General features: G+C 71.6%; 12 protein-coding genes. 5 read left to right on the forward strand and 7 right to left on the reverse strand.

Annotated features, from left to right (window positions below; translation table 11 throughout):
* Positions 1–2: 2 nt before the first annotated feature.
* Positions 3–2,222: an MMPL family transporter gene (locus AC07DO_RS07435; protein WP_479057697.1), complete on the reverse strand. Its 2,220-nt coding sequence runs from the start codon at positions 2,220–2,222 to the stop codon at positions 3–5.
* Between the two features lie 395 nt (positions 2,223–2,617).
* On the reverse strand, positions 2,618–4,054 hold the full coding sequence (locus AC07DO_RS07440) for a tetratricopeptide repeat protein (RefSeq protein WP_479057698.1): 1,437 nt from the start codon (positions 4,052–4,054) through the stop codon (positions 2,618–2,620).
* A gap of 249 nt (positions 4,055–4,303) precedes the next feature.
* Here AC07DO_RS07440 and AC07DO_RS07445 point away from each other — a divergent pair, with 249 nt between their 5' ends.
* The 3 genes from AC07DO_RS07445 to AC07DO_RS07455 all read left to right on the forward strand — a co-directional run bounded on the left by AC07DO_RS07445 (position 4,304) and on the right by AC07DO_RS07455 (position 7,988).
* Positions 4,304–6,412 carry a M6 family metalloprotease domain-containing protein gene (locus AC07DO_RS07445; protein WP_479057699.1) on the forward strand — a complete coding sequence of 703 codons (2,109 nt, stop codon included), beginning with the start codon at positions 4,304–4,306 and terminating at the stop codon, positions 6,410–6,412.
* A 216-nt stretch (positions 6,413–6,628) separates the two neighbouring features.
* A complete protein-coding gene (locus tag AC07DO_RS07450) occupies positions 6,629–7,411 on the forward strand; it encodes an arylamine N-acetyltransferase family protein (RefSeq protein ID WP_479057700.1) in 783 nt (260 codons plus the stop codon).
* Positions 7,412–7,511: 100 nt separating this feature from the next.
* Positions 7,512–7,988 carry a VOC family protein gene (locus AC07DO_RS07455; RefSeq protein WP_479057701.1) on the forward strand — a complete coding sequence of 159 codons (477 nt, stop codon included), beginning with the start codon at positions 7,512–7,514 and terminating at the stop codon, positions 7,986–7,988.
* 21 nt (positions 7,989–8,009) lie between these two features.
* Here AC07DO_RS07455 and AC07DO_RS07460 read toward each other — a convergent pair whose 3' ends face one another.
* The gene (locus AC07DO_RS07460) at positions 8,010–8,459 is read right to left on the reverse strand and encodes an ester cyclase (RefSeq protein ID WP_479057702.1); all 450 of its coding nucleotides are present in this window, start codon (positions 8,457–8,459) and stop codon (positions 8,010–8,012) included.
* A gap of 61 nt (positions 8,460–8,520) precedes the next feature.
* Complete coding sequence (locus AC07DO_RS07465) at positions 8,521–9,270, reverse strand: class I SAM-dependent methyltransferase (protein WP_479057703.1); 750 nt, start codon at positions 9,268–9,270, stop codon at positions 8,521–8,523.
* Positions 9,271–9,420: 150 nt separating this feature from the next.
* On the opposite strand from AC07DO_RS07465, the gene AC07DO_RS07470 reads away from it, so the two are divergent.
* Positions 9,421–10,254, forward strand: a complete 834-nt coding sequence (locus tag AC07DO_RS07470) for a hypothetical protein (protein ID WP_479057704.1) — start codon at positions 9,421–9,423, stop codon at positions 10,252–10,254.
* Between the two features lie 64 nt (positions 10,255–10,318).
* On the opposite strand, the gene AC07DO_RS07475 is transcribed toward AC07DO_RS07470, so the two are convergent.
* Positions 10,319–10,816, reverse strand: a complete 498-nt coding sequence (locus tag AC07DO_RS07475; protein ID WP_479057705.1) for a GNAT family N-acetyltransferase — start codon at positions 10,814–10,816, stop codon at positions 10,319–10,321.
* Between the two features lie 37 nt (positions 10,817–10,853).
* A complete protein-coding gene (locus tag AC07DO_RS07480) occupies positions 10,854–11,468 on the reverse strand; it encodes an ArsR/SmtB family transcription factor (protein WP_479057706.1) in 615 nt (204 codons plus the stop codon).
* Between the two features lie 58 nt (positions 11,469–11,526).
* Between AC07DO_RS07480 and AC07DO_RS07485 the strand changes: the two genes are divergently transcribed.
* On the forward strand, positions 11,527–12,492 hold the full coding sequence (locus AC07DO_RS07485) for a S41 family peptidase (RefSeq protein ID WP_479057707.1): 966 nt from the start codon (positions 11,527–11,529) through the stop codon (positions 12,490–12,492).
* Positions 12,493–12,508: 16 nt separating this feature from the next.
* Here the strand turns inward: AC07DO_RS07485 and AC07DO_RS07490 are convergent, their stop codons facing one another.
* On the reverse strand, positions 12,509–15,322 hold the full coding sequence (locus AC07DO_RS07490) for an alpha/beta hydrolase family protein (RefSeq protein ID WP_479057708.1): 2,814 nt from the start codon (positions 15,320–15,322) through the stop codon (positions 12,509–12,511).
* Positions 15,323–15,474 lie beyond the last annotated feature (152 nt).

Consider the following 15,474-nt stretch of genomic DNA (forward strand, 5'->3'; position numbering starts at 1 on the left):
TGTCAGCGGCCGACGGGGGCCAGTTCCCGGTCCGTCTCGGCCTCGGGCGCCCCGGTGTCACCGAGGTTCTTGTGGAGCTTCTCGCCCTCCACGTCCACGTTCGGCAGCGCCTTGTCCAGCCAGCGCGGCAGCCACCAGGCGGACTTGCCGAGCAGGGCGAGGACGGCGGGCACGATCGCCATGCGGACGACGAAGGCGTCGAAGAGGACGGCGATGGCCAGGCCGAAGCCCATCATCTTGATCATGTCGTCGTTCTCCATGATGAAGCCGGAGAAGACGCTGATCATGATGATCGCGGCCGCGGCCACGACCCGTCCGCCGTGGGTGAAGCCGGTCACGACCGACTCGCCGGCGCGCGCCCCGTGGACGTAGGCCTCGCGCATGCGGGTCACGAGGAAGACCTCGTAGTCCATCGCCAGGCCGAAGACCACACCGATCATGAAGATCGGCATCATGCTCATGATCGGGCCCGGCTGGTCGACGCCCACGATGTCGGCGAACCAGCCCCACTGGAAGACCGCGACCACGGCGCCGAGCGCGGCGGCCACCGAGAGCAGGAAGCCGAGGGCCGCCTTGAGCGGGACCAGGACGGAGCGGAACACCAGCATCAGGAGCAGGAAGGCGAGTCCGACGACCAGGCCGAGGTAGGGCAGGAGTGCGTCGTCGAGCGTCTGCGAGAAGTCGATGGTCATCGCGGTCTGGCCGGTGACCAGGATCTCGGAGCCGGTGTCGGCGCCGATTCCGTCGGCGGTCGAGCGGATCGACTTGACCAGTTCCTCGGTGTCGTGGTCGCTCGGGCCCGTCTTGGGGATGACGTTCAGGATCGCGGTGTCGCCGGCCTTGTTGGGCTGGGCGGGCGTCACGGCGGCCACGCCGTCGATCTTGGCGATCGAGTCGCCGACGGTCTTGGCGGCGCCCGCGACGTCGGCGTCCTTGCTGACCGTGACCATCAGCGGGCCGTTGAAGCCGGCGCCGAAGGACTGGGACAGCATGTCGTACGCCTTGCGCTGGGTGGTGTCCGGCGCGGACGAGCCCTCGTCGGGCAGGCCGAGTTCCAGGCTGGCGGCGGGCACGGCCACGGCGCCGAGGCCGAGGACGGCGACCAGGAGCACGGAGAGCGGGTGGCGCAGGACGAAGCGCGCCCAGCGGGTGCCGAGCTTCGGCTTCGCGTTCGGGTCGGCGAGCTCGCTCGCGGACTTCTTGCGGTCCTTGCGGCGCAGCACCTTGCGGCCCGCGAAGCCGAGCAGCGCGGGGATCATGGTGAGCGCGATGAGGACGGCGATCACGACGGTGGCCGCGGCGGCCAGACCCATCTTGGTGAGGATCGGGATGTTGACGATCGAGAGGCCCGAGAGGGCGACGACCACGGTGAGGCCGGCGAACACGACGGCGGATCCGGCGGTTCCGGTGGCCCGGCCCGCGGCTTCCTCCGGTTCGCGGCCCTCGGCTATCTCCGCTCGGTAGCGGGAGACGATGAAGAGGGCGTAGTCGATGCCGACGGCGAGGCCGATCATCATCGCGAGCGTGGAGGTCGTGGCGGAGAGGTCGAGGGTGCTGCCGAGCGCCGCGATGCCGGAGATGCCGATGCCGACGCCGATGATCGCGGTCAGGAGCGGCATGCCCGCGGCGACCAGCGAACCGAAGGTCAGGATCAGGACGACCGCGGAGATGGCGATGCCGATGAGTTCGGCGCTGCCGCCCATCTCCTGCTCGGCCATGACGGCGTCACCGCCGGTCTCGACCGTGAAGCCCGCGTCACGCGTCTTGTCGGTCGCCTTGGTCAGCGCGTCCCTGGCCTCGTCGGTGAGCTCGGAGGCGGTGACCTTGTAGGTGACCGAGGCGTAGGCGGTGGTGCCGTCCTTGCTGACGGCGTCGGCCTTGAAGGGGTCGTCGACGCTCGACACCTGCGGGCCCTTGCCTATGGTGTCGACCAGCCGGCCGACCTCGCTCTTCTGCTGCCCCTCGGTGAGCTTCTCGCCCTTGGGGGCGCGGATCACGACGCGGGCGCTCGCTCCGTCGGCGCTGGCGTCGGGGAAGCGCTCCTCGAGACGGTCGAAGGCCTTCTGCGACTCCGTTCCCGGCATGGAGAAGGAGTCTTCGGGCGGAGCGGGAGCCGCCGAGGAGGCGAAGATGGCGCCCGCGAGCGCCACGACCCACAGCAGGGCCACGTAGCGGCGCCGCCGGAAGGCGAGGCGGCCTAGTTTGTACAGGAACGTAGCCACGGCGAAGGGGACTCCCGTCGGGTTCGGCAGGCGCGGACGACCCTCTGCCGATGCGATCGACACGTCAGGGGGGTCCAGCAGGATTTCCCCTCAATCTTCACCGCCCTTTGACGTGAGCAAGTCCGCCTGCGAGCCGGACTATCGACCCACGGTCGCTGTACTGCGTCGTGCGATGTGTCATCCCCTGGGAGGAGAGGGCATCTCGCTTTCTAGGCCACAGGGTGCAGTCACGTGTCAACGGTTTCTTCACCATTGGCGCGGAATATGCGACTCCCCTTGTGCCGCGCCGCAGCTCGGCCCGCATACCTGCACTACACACACATTTGTGCCGCGAGGCGAAAGATACAGCCGATGGCTGGATTTCACTGTTATGGCCTCCCGAAGCCGTCCGTGCGTCAGCGCTTGAGGGCCGCCGCGCCGTCGGCCGCCTGCTCGTCCGCCCTGGCGCGGGCCACCGCGGCCCGTGCGTCCTCCCCCAGCGCGTCGGCCAGTCGGGCCTGGGCCAGCCAGTTGTACGGGCAGACCGGGCGCAGGTTGGTGCGCTCGCTCAGCAGGGTGCGGGACAGCGCGTGAAGGTCGGCGCGCAGGGCGGCCTCAAGGAGCGTCTTGTGCACGGCGTCGCGCTGGGCATGACTTCCTCCGTACTCCCCCAGGCGGTGCCGTACGGGGAGCAGGAGCTCCACGGCCCGGTCGTAGTGGTGCTCCCCGTACGCGATCAGCGCGCGGCACACGGGCAGCCCGATGTCCGCGGTCATGGCGTGGTTGGACACGCCGGAGCCGCTGCACGCCACGTACCGCTCACGTGCGCGCACCAGGCGTTCGGCGTCGGCGGTGCGGCCCGCGCCGACGTACGCCATCACGGCGTGCACGTCGTTGAAGGCGTAGTACGGGCCGTCGCGACGGGCGGCCCAGGCGTCGGCGAGCTGCCCCCACCGGTCCCCCGCGTCCTGCCCGGCCAGCCGCAGCCGCCACAACAGGGCCGCGGCGTCCAGGAGTTCCATCGCCGCGCCCGTCGACTCCGCGTGGTGCAGAACGGCGTCGTAGATCTCCAGGACGCGCGTGATGTCGCCGGCCTCCAAGGCGTAGAGGCAGTAGTGCCACCAGTTGTGCACGTTGAGGTAGTTGCCGGTCGCCCAGTCCGCGGTGCGGGCGTCCAGGTAGCGGATGCCGTCGGCGAACCGGCCCTGCATCTCGTAGGTGTGCACCACGGCGTGGATGCCCCAGACGTCGTGCGGCCGGCGTTCGACGGCGTCGAGGCCGATCTCCCGGGCCTGCTCGTAGTGGCCCGACTCCTCGAGGCCGAAGGCGTACATGCCAAGGACGGGGCCGTACTGCGGGTCCGACGCGTCCCAGGCGGACAGGGCGCCGCCGATGCGGTCGCGCAGGCGTGCCGCGTTGCCGGTGAAGAAGTCGATCTGGTGGCCGACGGCGAGGGCGAGCACGTCGCGCGGGTACGCCACGGAGATCTCGCCGAGCACCCGGCCCGCCTGGTGGAGGTCGCCCCTGAGCCAGGAGGTGGCGGCGGCGACGTGCATCCGCTCGCGGGGGGTCATCTCGCCCCGGTGCGCGTGCTCCTTGAAGCGTTCGAACGCGTCGCGGGCGGCGGCGGCCTCCTTCTCCTCCGTGCCGAGCAGGCCGAGGTGGGCGGCGAGGACGTGGCCCATGACCGAGCGGGGCGCGGCGGCGAGCAGCTCTCGGGACGTGTCGGCCACGTCGGCGCGGAAGAACAGGAGGTGTTCCAGTGCCTGTTCGTAGAGGGCCGCGGCCTCGGTGCCGGTGCGGGACATCGGGTGGCCGTGCCGGTCGCCCGCCGTGGTCGGCTCCTTTGCCATGGTCGGCTCCTTCCGCGTGGAGACGCCGGGCGGTCCGGTGAGCGGCCCGCCGGGTGAGGGGGCACCAATCCTGCCCGCCCCGAGAGCACTTGACGCCCCGACACCGACGCGGAACCCGTCACGGGGCGCCCTGGAGGCACTCTGGCATCACCGCTTCGGGCGGCCTACCTTGGCAGCGGTTGACGCACCACTCGAACGGCTTGTCACGCACTTGTCCCCTTTCTTCCGGCAAGAGGCACGAGGTGAGCCATGTTCCTCCGTCCCAGACGCCCCAGACGCCCCGTCCATGGATCCGCCACCATCCGTCCGCGCCGCCGCCCGGCCCGTCGCGCCACCGTCCTGGTCGCCGTCCTCGCCGCCATGGCGACGGCCGCGGTGGGGACGGCCCGTGCGACGCCCGACGAGACCGGGCCCGCCGACCGCGGCCGGCCGTCCTTGGCAAGGCCCATCGACCCGCAGAACTGGCGCAATCCCGATGACATGACCTGGAGCGAGTACCGCTCCGTGCCCGGCACCGACTGGGCGAACCCCGGCCTGGAGCCCACCGACAGGACGTTCAAGGGCGCCCTGGTCCTCCTCGACTATCCCGACGAGGAGTTCACCGTCAGCAGGCCAGTGGGCTCGACGGTCTTCGGCAACCCCCAGACGACCGCGGCCGACGTCCCGCGCTCCCGTCTCCCGCAGTTCTACGAGGACTTCCTCAACACACCCGGCGCGCTCAACCGCGGCCACACCATCAACGAGTACTGGATGGAGGATTCCGGCGGCCGCGTCGGCGTCGACCTGAAGGCCTTCGGTGTGTACCGCATGCCGTACAAGTCGTTCCAGTACGGCATCGAGCCCGGCATGAATCCGGGCGCCTGCCCCACCGACAGCACGTGCGGCAAGGACATCCGCGCCAACGGCAAGGCGGCCTGGATCGCGCAGGTCGGCGAGGCCGAGGCGGCGAAGTACGACTTCGTCTTCTATCTCACCGCGGGGCAGGACGAGTCCTCCACGTGGCAGGAGTTCGGACAGATGAAGTTCGGCTCGGAGGGGCAGGTGCCGGGCGCGTGGGGCCCGCCGTCCCCCATCCTCTCCGGCAGCAACGCCGCCACGACCCGCTACGTGCCGTGGACCTCGTGGCAGGCCGCCGCCCGTATCTGGCCGAACGCCGTCACCGGCTCGTCCACCCAGGCCGAGAGCTCGGGCATGGGGGTGTACGCCCATGAGCTCAGCCACATCCTGGGCATCGGCGACAACTACAACAACCCCTACGGCAAGCCCCTGAGCCGCGCCTACACCGGCATCTGGAGCATGCTGTCGCGCGGCTCGTTCAACGGCCCCGGTGGACCGCACACCCGCTGGAAGATCCCGGCCACCGAGGGCGGCTCGATGGGCTCGCAGCACATCCTGCGCGACAAGCTGAAGCTCGGCATCGTGGACGAGAAGAACGTGCTGCGCCTGGACCGCGACGCGCTCGACGAGTCCGGCGTGGTCGTCGCCAAGGTCACCGCACGGTCCGCGCCGCCCGGCGCGCGGGGCCTGTCCGGCGTCAACATCGCCATGTCCCGCGACCTCTCCCCCGCCTGCGACCGCGCCACCGACCCGCTGTGCGACGGCGGCGGCTACGAGAACTACACGGTCGAGGTCGTGGACCGGATGGGCATGGACTCCTTCACCCCGGACAACGGCGTACTGATCACCAAGACCAAGAACCAGGACCGCGCCCCGTTCGCCTGGGTCGTCGACGCCCACCCCGAGGACATCGGCATGGTGGACTTCACCCGCCCCGACGGCACCGAACAGAAGATCACCATGGGCGACTACCGCCAGCTCAGCGACGCGCTCTTCCACGCCGGAACGGACTCCGGCAGCTCCTACGAGTACGTCGACCGCGCCAACCGTCTGCACTTCTACGTCACCGACATCCGGCGCAGCCGCTCGGGCGTGCTGTCGTACACGATCGCCGTGAAGTCGCTCGACGGAGCGGGCCCGCAGCGCCGCGGGACCGCACTGCACCGCGGCGAGGCGTCGGGCGACCCCGTGAAGAGCCGCGCGACCTGCACCTTCCCGCTGACCAACACCGGTCGTGCGGCGGCCGACCCGCCGGGCGAGCACCCCGAGGACGCCGCCCGCTATCTCGACTCGGACGTCTACCGGCTCTCCGCCGAGACCTCGGGCCGCGGCTGGTCCGCCTGGCTGCCCAGCAAGCTGGCCACGGCGCGGGCGGGCTCCACGGTCGACGTGGACGTCGCCGTCTCCGCGACGGCGAACGCCCACACGAAGGGCCGGCTCACCCTGACCGCACGCTCGGTCAGCGACCCGCACAAGGCGGCCACGGCCACCTGCGCCCTCGCGAAGAAGGGCGGCCGCTGACGGAAACCCCCGCGCGTTCTTCCGCCCTCGGCCCGTGGGCCGCGAACGGCGGAAGAACGCGCGCGGTGCACGCCCGGGACGCAGGCGCCGGCGCGCCGGTCGACACCGTCCGCCCTCGTCGACGACGTCCTACCGAAGTCCTAGGACCGACGGAGGGCGGCGGCGCCGTCCGTGGTCCGTGGCCGGAACACCGCACCCCCCACCACACTGGTGCTCATGGACACCGAACAGATCGACGCCTACCTGCGGCACATCGGCGCCGAGCGCCCCGCCGCCCCGACCTCGCGGGCCCTCCACGCCCTGCACGGGGCGCATCTGCGCAGCGTTCCCTTCGAGAACCTCTCGATCCACCTCGGCCAGGACATCGAGCTCACCGACAAGGCCCTGGTGAGCAAGGTCGTGGACGCCCGCAGGGGCGGCTTCTGCTACGAGCTCAACGGCGCCTTCGCCGCACTCCTCACGGCCCTCGGCTTCGACGTCGTGCTGTTGCAGGCCCGGGTGTACGACGACGCCGGGGAGGTCGGCATCCCCTTCGACCACCTCGCCCTGCGCGTGCGCACGGAGGACGGCGGCGACTGGCTCGCGGACGTCGGTTTCGGCGCCCACAGCGAGCTGCCGCTCGCCTACGCGGACCGCGGCGAGCAGGCCGACCCGGCGGGCACGTTCCGCATCACCGAGACCCCGGACGGCGACCTCGACGTCATCAAGGACGGCAAGCGGCAGTACCTGGCCGACCCGCGTCCGCGCGCGCTGGCCGACTTCAAGGCCGGCGCCTGGTACCACCGCACGTCGCCCGACTCGCACTTCACGCGGTCGCTCGTCTGCTCCCGTCTCACGGACGGCGGCCGCGTCACCCTGAGCGGGCGCACCCTGACGACGACCGTGGGCGGTGAGCGCGAAACCCTCGAACTGACCACGGAGGCGGAGGTGCTCGCCGCGTACGAGCGGCATTTCGGCATCGCACTGGAGCGGGAGCCGCACGTACGAGGAGGCGAGTGACCGGTTCACCGTGTGGCGATGAGTTCCGGGCGCTGCGACGGTCCACATCGGCAGAGACGAACGGCGGACAGGACCGCCGCGTACGCGACAGGAGAGCGCCATGCCCACGATCACGCCAAGCCTCTGGTTCGACCTGCAGGGCGAGGAGGCCGCGAACTTCTACGTATCGGTCTTCCCCAACTCGGAGATCAAGAGCATCTCGTACTACGGCGAAGGCGGCCCGCGGCCGGCGGGCACCGTTCTGACCGTGGAGTTCGTCCTCGACGGCCGGCCCTACACGGCGCTCAACGGCGGGCCCGACTTCACGTTCAACGAAGCCGTCTCCTTCCAGATCCCCTGCGCCGACCAGGCCGAGGTCGACCACTACTGGTCCAAGCTCTCCGAGGGCGGCGAGGAAGGTCCCTGCGGGTGGCTGAAGGACAAGTACGGCCTGTCCTGGCAGGTCGTCCCCACGGTGCTCAACGAGCTCCTCACCGACCCGGACGCCGAGCGGGCCCGGCGCGCCATGCAGGCGATGCTCGGCATGAAGAAGCTGGATGTGGCGGCGCTGCGGGCGGCGGCCGACGGCCAGGCGTAGCGCCCGCCGTCGGCCGCTGCTTCAGGCCGCCCCGCCCCCGCCGGGCATCGCGCCGATCTGGCGCAGGACCGCGAGGACGTCGACGACCGCCCAGGTCTCGGCCACCCGCCCGTCGACGAAGCGGGCGATCACGATCTCCTCGTACCTGACGGATGTCCCGGTGGCCGGGACCCCCAGATACGGCCCCTGATGGGTGCCGGTCACCGTGTTCCTGCAGACGACCTTCTCCCCCTCGGCGACCACGTCCTCGACCGTGACGTGCAGATCGGGAAAGGCCCGCAGCAGCAGCCCCCACACGTCCTTCATCGCCTGCTTCCCCGCCGCCTCGACCGGCGCCGGTGTCCCGACCCGTACGTCCGGCGCGAAGAACTCGTCGATCGCCTTGTCGACGACGTCCTTGTCGCGGCTGTTCATCGCCGCGTGCAGGCGGCCGAACGTGGCCTTGTTCCTGTCCGCCAGGTCTTCCGACATGTCGTGCCTCCTCGTCCGGACCGCGCGCACGAGGCGCGGTCTCACGGTGAAGACGGAGGTGCTAGCGCTTTTGTGACACGACCAGCCGCCAGTGCGGGCTGCCGTCCGGGCGGCGTCCGAAATCCTCCAGAGGCAGCAGGCGCACGTCGAAGCCCGCGTCCGCGAGGTCCTCGCGCACCCCGCCGAGCGGGAAGGTCCGGTAGTACATGACGAACGGCGGGCGCCACAGGAGGTTCCGTACGCGCATCACGCCGTCGAAGCCGAGCAGCGCCCAGTACCAGGGTGACGTGAAGGGCTGCGGGGCGCCGATGGGGAACGCGAAGAGGCCGCCCGGGCGCAGCGCCCGGTGGACGCCGGCGAACAGGGCGGGGCGTTCGGCGGGCAGGAAGTGGCCGAACGCGCCGAAGCTGACGGCCAGGTCGAAGCCGCCGTCGAAGGGCCCGGAGGACGGGAGGGCGCGGGCGTCGGCCCGTACCCAGTCGACCGTGGGTCCGTCCGGGCCTCCGGCGTCCCGCGGCACCGCTTCCGCCGCGGCGGCCAGCATGCCCGCGCTGAAGTCCACGCCGGTGACGCGCTCCCGGCACAGCGGCAGCAGTGCTTCGACGCCCGCGCCGGTTCCGCAGCACACGTCGAGGCCCGCGTCGAAGGGTCCGAGGGGGCGCAGCGCGTCGGTCGTCGCCGCCAGGAATCGGCCAGGCGTACGGAAGGGCGTGCGGTCGAACTTGGGGGCGAGCAGGTCGTACCCGTGCCGGGTGGACGACAACGCCTGAACGGCGAGCTCGCGCAGCGTGGGACCCTGGGAGGAGAACATCGTCTCCAGGGTAGTCAGCGGGACGGTGACCGGGTCCGCGGCGGGGCGGTGCCTTGGCCGGATACCGCCACGAGGTCTATCGGGGGTGGCGAGGGTCGGGTAGGAGTGCACGTCTGCCCCAGACCCTTTCCTCGCTCCCGGAGGTGCCCCATGGCCACAGACCGGCACAGGACAAGCAACGCGTCGGGCAAGACCCGGTTCGACGACATCTACGACCAGCCGGACCCACGTGCGTACTTCCGGACGCTGGCGCCCTTCGAGTACGAGATCCCGCAGCAGGCCCAACCGGTCTTCCGCCGCACCCGTGACCTGCGCGCCCGGGCGGCCGGCGACGAGGGCCCGGTGACCGTCCTCGACCTGTGCTGCTCGTACGGCATCAACGCGGCGCTGCTCAACCACGACCTGACGCTCGCCGACCTGTACGCGCACTACACCAGCGACGAGGCCGCCTCGCTCACGCCGCCCGAGATGATCGAGCGCGACAAGGACTTCTACGCGTCGCGGCGGCGCGCCGACGCCACGCCGGTCATCGGTCTGGACATGGCGGCGAACGCGACACGCTACGCCCTGGACGCGGGACTGCTCGACGAGGCGTACGCGGAGAACCTGGAGCGGCATCCGCCCAGCTCCGGGCTGCGTCGCGCGATGGCCCGCACCGGCCTGATCACGGTCACCGGAGGCATCGGCTACATCTCGCACCACACCTTCGACGCGCTGCTCGACTGTGCACGGCTGCCGGTCTGGGTCAGCGCGTTCGTGTTGCGTACGGTGCCCTACGGGCGCATCACCGAGACCCTCGCGGCGCACGGCCTGGACACCGTGACGGACTCCTCGCGGACCTACACGCAGCGGCTCTTCACCAGTCCCGAGGAGCAGCGTGACGCCGTGCGGCAGGTGATCCTTGCGGGTGAGGATCCCGAGGGGTACGAGTCGGAGGGCCGCTATCACACGCGGCTGCACGAGTCGCGGCCGCGCACGGCCTGACCACGACCGGTGCGGGCCCTCGGCACACCGGAGGGTCCGCGCCGAAGGGTTCGAAGACAGGCTCTCAGAGCGTCAGGGCGTAGCCGATCCCCGGGCGTCCGTCGAGGCGGACGGTCCCGACCGGCGCGAAGCCGGCCCGTGTGAGCACGGTCTGCGAGGCCGGGTTGTCGAGCGTCGTCGCGGCGCGCAGTCCGGTGAGGCCGTACGCGGTGCCGGCGAGGCCGCACATCTGCCGGACGGCCCAGGTGGCAAGGCCCCGGCCCGCGGCCTTCTCCGCGATCCGGTAGCCGAGTTCGGCACCGCCGTCCGCCACGTCGACCAGGTTGACCCGCCCGATGATCTCGCCCCCGTCGGCCACCAGGACGTGGAAGAAGCAGTCACCCGTGGCCTGCTCGGCCAGGCGGGCGCGGTGCACCGCGTCGAAGTCGCGGAAGTAGGCGTCGGTGCGGTCGGGGACGGAGGCCGCGAAGTAGGCGCGGTTGGTCTCCTCGAAGGCGCGCAGCGCGGGCGCGTGGTCGGCGCGGAGGAGCCGCAGGTCGGGGAGGGTCGCGGGGTCAGGCATGGGAGAACTGTAATGAGCTCTGCCGAGCGCGCCCGGGTCAGCCCGCGTGGGGCGGCCGCGCGTGCTCGTAGAGCGCGACCAGCACGCCGTGCACCGGTTCCCCCTCCGCGTCCTCCTCGGTCTCGTCGACCAACCGGGCCAGCGTCTCGCCGAGTTGCCGTGCCTTGTCCGGGCTGAGGCGCACGTGGCGCAGGGACAGCGTCGTCCGCTCCGACCTGCCGAGTTCCTGCGCCACGGCTCCGAGCATCGCCGCTGTCCCTTCGGCGCGCGGTTCGGCGACGTCCATGCGCGCGGCCACCCGCTGGTAGTACTGCTCGGTGCCGCCTCTGACCTTGCGGGTCTCGGCGACGTGGACGAGTCCGGCGGTACGCAGCGTCTTCAGGTGGTGGGCCACGTTGCCCTTGCCCGTGCTGAGCTGCGCCGCCAACTGGCTGATGGTGGCGGGCCGGTGGCCGAGCAGGAAGAGCAGGCGCTGCCGCATGGGGTGCGCCAGCGCGGCGTGCTGTTCCGGTGACTCGATGGCGAGGGTCTGGTGCGGTGGGGACTGCTGCTGATCGGGCGTGTGCTGCCTCTCGGACTCGTGCTGCTCCTCGGACTCGTGCTGTTTCTCAGACTCGTGCTGCTTCTCGGACGCGTGTTGCTGCTCGGGCATGCGCCAAGTGTCCAATCTTCTTGACGCTTTGGGAAGAGCCCTGCTCTACTCCTCTGCCATGACCACCACCACGCAGCACCTCAGCGTCACCCCTGTCATCGAGGCGACCGCCCAACTCCTCCTGGATCACTACGTGTTCCCCGAGACCGCCGAAGAGCTCGCCGCCCTGCTGAGACGCCGCCTCGCGGACGGCGCGTACGACGTCGAGGACGCCGCCGATCTGGCGCGTCTGGTGACGGCGGACCTCCAGTCCCTCAACGGCGACCTCCACCTGCGCCTCAAGCACCACGCCGGTCCGGTGCCCCAGGAGCAGGGTGCGGCCACCCTGGCGAGGTTGCGCGAGGAATTCGGCTCCTCGCTGGGCGGCGCGCCCCGAGTAGAACTGCTCGGCGGCCGCGTCGCGCTGCTCGAACTGGCTCCGGCCCTGTTCCCGCTGTCGTGGTCCGCCGAGGCGCTGGGGGCCGCCCTCACCCTGGTCGCGCCCGCCGACGCCCTCATCCTCGATCTGCGGGGCAACACCGGCGGGGACCCGGACACGGTCGCCTTCGTCTGCGGTCACCTGCTGGACGGGCGCACCCATCTGAACTCCATGTACTGGCGCGACGGCGACCGTCTCGAACAGTCCTGGAGTCCGGCGCACGTGCCGGGCGCGCGCTTCGGCGGCAGCAAACCGCTCTATGTCCTGACGAGCGCCCGCACTTTCTCCGCGGCCGAGGAGCTCTCCTACAACCTGCAGCAGTTGGGCCGCGCCGTCGTGGTCGGCGAGACGACGAGCGGTGGTGCGCACCCCCGCGAGGGCTGGACCGTGCATCCGCACCTCGAGGCGTCCATTCCGGTGGGCCGGTCCGTCAACCCCGTGTCGGGCACCAACTGGGAAGGCACGGGCGTACGTCCCGACGTGCCCTGCGCGGCGGAGGACGCCCTCGACCGGGCGCACGCGCTGGCGAAGGCGAGGCTCGCCTCCGGACAGGCCGGCGAGCCGCACCCTTCGACGGTCAACTCGGCTCAGCAGCAGCCGAGTTGACCATCGCACACACTGCCTACGACGCGTCGCGGACCGTGCCCGTGACCACCGGGCCCGGCTGCGGCCGCCACCCCGTGTCGTAGACGTGGAGCTGGGCCTTGAGGGACTCCTCCGGCTCGCTCACGTCGTCCTTGAGGGTGGGGATGCCGACTTCGGCGGTCGTCTCGCCCGCGGGGACGCTCACGAACAGGCCCTGCCCCTGACCCAACTTCGACAGCGCCCTCTCCGGTCGGGGTTCCAAGCCGAGCTCGTTCTCCAGCCACTCCGGGTCGACGTCCAGGGTGGTCAGCTCCGGGCCGCCGTCGACCGGCTGGAAGGAGAGGGTGGCCATGATGTCCACATCGACCGGCTCCGACAGCGTCATTCGCCAGGTCAGGGCCTTGCCCTCGGAGACCCGGTCCGCGACGGGTTCGAGGGTGACCTTCGGCGCCGGGTCGTCGTTCAGCGCCATCACCCCGCCGCGGTAGGAGCCGACCACCGCGCCACGCACCGCCTTGACCAGCGCGTCGTGCTCCGTGTCGTAGTTGTAGCGGGTGTCGCCGCGGATCTCGACGGGCACGTCGACGCGGTCACCCGGACGTACCGTCAGCATCCGGTGCGCGACCTCGCCCGTCTCGGTGTCGGGCACGAAGATCCGGACCTTGCCGCTGCCCTTGCCGGAGACCGTGACGGGGACGCGGTGGGTGCGCACTCCGGAGTCGCCCTCCTGCACCGTCAGGCGGCCGATGTCGACCCGCGGCACCTCCGCGGCCTTCACGGCCGGCGTACCCGGGCGCCAGCCCCAGGCATCCATCAGCCACGCCTTGCCGGAGCGGGTGCGCGGCGTGAGTTCCACGGTCCTGATCCGCTTGAGGTCCAGCTTCTCCCGGGCCGTGGTCGACAGGGGTACGCGCACCTCGCGGCCCCAGTAGGAGGCCGTGCGGTCGCTGCCCGGCAGTCCGTCGACGCCGGCCCTGCCGAGCTTGGCCCGATGGCCGGAGGCGTCGACGAGCGAGACGTCGAAGCGGGTCCCGCTGCTGTTGGGCGGCACGATCATCCGCAGCGCCAGATCCTTGGCGCCCGCCAGGGAAACAGGGCGCGCCGGACTCACCCGCACCGGGGCCCCGGCTCTCGACCAGCGCATGGCCACCGCGTCACGGCCGGGTTCCGGGGCGAACTCCCAGAACGCGAAGTGCGGTGACCTGCCGTCCGTGTTGGGCGGCAGGCACGCGTCGGCGTCGTCGGGCGCGACCTGGGCGCAGACCCGCCCGCCCTCGACCTTGGTGGCGGCGCCGGGCATCAGGGCCTGTGTACGGCGTGCGCCCACCGCGTGGGTCAGCACCCGCGCGGGGTCCGCGGAGGGGGCACGCCGGCCGGAGCCGTCGAGGAGGGGGCGCACCCGGTCGTCGCCCGCGACGAACAGCCGGGCCGCCGCGGCTATGTACGTGGCACCGGCGGCCTGCTGCCGCGGCGCCGTCAGCCGGGTCCTGGCACCCTTCGAACAGACCGGGTCGGGGGTGTCGGACGAGAAGTCGTCCTCGGAGGGAGCCGTCGACTGGCCCGGCGTCCACTCGCTGTTGAAGAAGTTGTGGTTGGCGCCGACCATGTACACCGCGCTGTGCAGAGCCGTGCCGCGGCCGACACCCCGCGTTCCGTCGACGTAGAGCTCGCCCTGCAGGTCGGACACGTCTCCGTCGCAGCCCGGCAGGATCGTCACGGAGGGCACGTCGGGGGCCGGGTTCTGACTGAAGAGGGTGGGGCCTATGAGGACGTTGCCGCGTATCTTCCAGCGGACCGGACCGCGGTGGCCGTCCTGGGCGGCGGGCGGACGGTAGAGGCTGTCCAGGGCGGCGCGGTCGACGCCCTCGCCGCCGCGGGAGTGGCCGACGAGGAGGACGCGGGACGGGTCGGCAGGGGCGACGGCGCGCACCGCGTCCGGGGCGGCGGACCGCTTGCCCGCCCAGTCGGCCCAGCGGGCGAGGTGCAGCCGTACCAGTGACGAGCGGGCCTGCGCGCCGCCGTCCTCGGCGAGGTGGTCCTGGCCGTTGATGCCGTTGGCCGAGAGGGAGACGGTGACGTAGCCCTGGGAGGCCAGGAGTTTCTGGGCGCCCCGATAGCCCTGGTGGCTCGGCACCGGCTTCAGACCGGACGCGCAGGGCCAGTTCATCTCCTGCTCGCCGTCGGGCCCGTAGCAGGTGTAGTGGCGGCCGTGCAGGAAGAGGGCCAGCGGCCGCTTGCCGGGCGCGTCGGCGGGGCCGACCACGTCGGCCTTCATCTCCACCGGTTCCGGGAAGCCGGGCAGCCGCACCGACTTGAGCGTGTACGAGCCGGTGACGGTGCGGTAGCGGCCCGGCACTCCGGGGTCGACCGCGTTGGCGGGCTGGAGCGCTTCGGGGCGGGCGGCCGGGCCGGGCCGCGGGGTGCGCGACTCCGCGCCGGACCCGGCTTCGTCCAGACGGCGCCCGGCCGCGAGCACCTTCAGCTGTCGCGCGGGGCCGAGGCGCGCGCCGTGCAGCGGCAGACGGAACGATCGCCCGTCCCGCGCCGCCACGGGCCGGCCGAGGAGCCGGTCGCCGGAGTAGAACTCGACCCGCGCGTCCCCCATCGGCACCGGGTCGGGCGAGGCCCACACGAGCTCCTTGCCCTCACCCCTGCCGGTCAGCCGCCAGCCGTCCGGCAGCCCCTGGCCATCACCGTCACCGCCGCCGCCCCGCGCGGCCGACGCGGGCGCCGGGGGCGGTCCTGTCGGCGGGGGTTCGGCAGTCGGCCCGGCATGGGCGACGCCCGGCGACACCGCCGCGAGCGCGAACACCGCTAATGCGGCGGTCGCCCCTTTCAGCACACGTCTCAACGTGATTCTCCTCGCCATCAAACACATCGGGGCACACCCATGTGCACGTGGCTCACATGGGCCACACCGAACTCATGTGCCCCGCTTACTCCTTCGATGACGGGAATCGACGGCCGAGAGTTGCCTGCCGGTACACGTGGGCGACCCCCCGC

The organism is Streptomyces sp. NPDC045678 (assembly GCF_056432085.1).

What these genes read in the sequence shown, in the direction of transcription:
- AC07DO_RS07485 (WP_479057707.1), top strand. Translation starts at nt 11,527, where the DNA reads ATGACCACCACCACGCAGCACCTCAGCGTCACCCCTGTCATCGAGGCG.
- AC07DO_RS07440 (WP_479057698.1), bottom strand. Translation starts at nt 4,054, where the DNA reads ATGGCAAAGGAGCCGACCACGGCGGGCGACCGGCACGGCCACCCGATG.
- AC07DO_RS07445 (WP_479057699.1), top strand. Translation starts at nt 4,304, where the DNA reads ATGTTCCTCCGTCCCAGACGCCCCAGACGCCCCGTCCATGGATCCGCC.
- AC07DO_RS07450 (WP_479057700.1), top strand. Translation starts at nt 6,629, where the DNA reads ATGGACACCGAACAGATCGACGCCTACCTGCGGCACATCGGCGCCGAG.
- AC07DO_RS07455 (WP_479057701.1), top strand. Translation starts at nt 7,512, where the DNA reads ATGCCCACGATCACGCCAAGCCTCTGGTTCGACCTGCAGGGCGAGGAG.
- AC07DO_RS07475 (WP_479057705.1), bottom strand. Translation starts at nt 10,816, where the DNA reads ATGCCTGACCCCGCGACCCTCCCCGACCTGCGGCTCCTCCGCGCCGAC.
- AC07DO_RS07480 (WP_479057706.1), bottom strand. Translation starts at nt 11,468, where the DNA reads ATGCCCGAGCAGCAACACGCGTCCGAGAAGCAGCACGAGTCTGAGAAA.
- AC07DO_RS07465 (WP_479057703.1), bottom strand. Translation starts at nt 9,270, where the DNA reads ATGTTCTCCTCCCAGGGTCCCACGCTGCGCGAGCTCGCCGTTCAGGCG.
- AC07DO_RS07460 (WP_479057702.1), bottom strand. Translation starts at nt 8,459, where the DNA reads ATGTCGGAAGACCTGGCGGACAGGAACAAGGCCACGTTCGGCCGCCTG.
- AC07DO_RS07470 (WP_479057704.1), top strand. Translation starts at nt 9,421, where the DNA reads ATGGCCACAGACCGGCACAGGACAAGCAACGCGTCGGGCAAGACCCGG.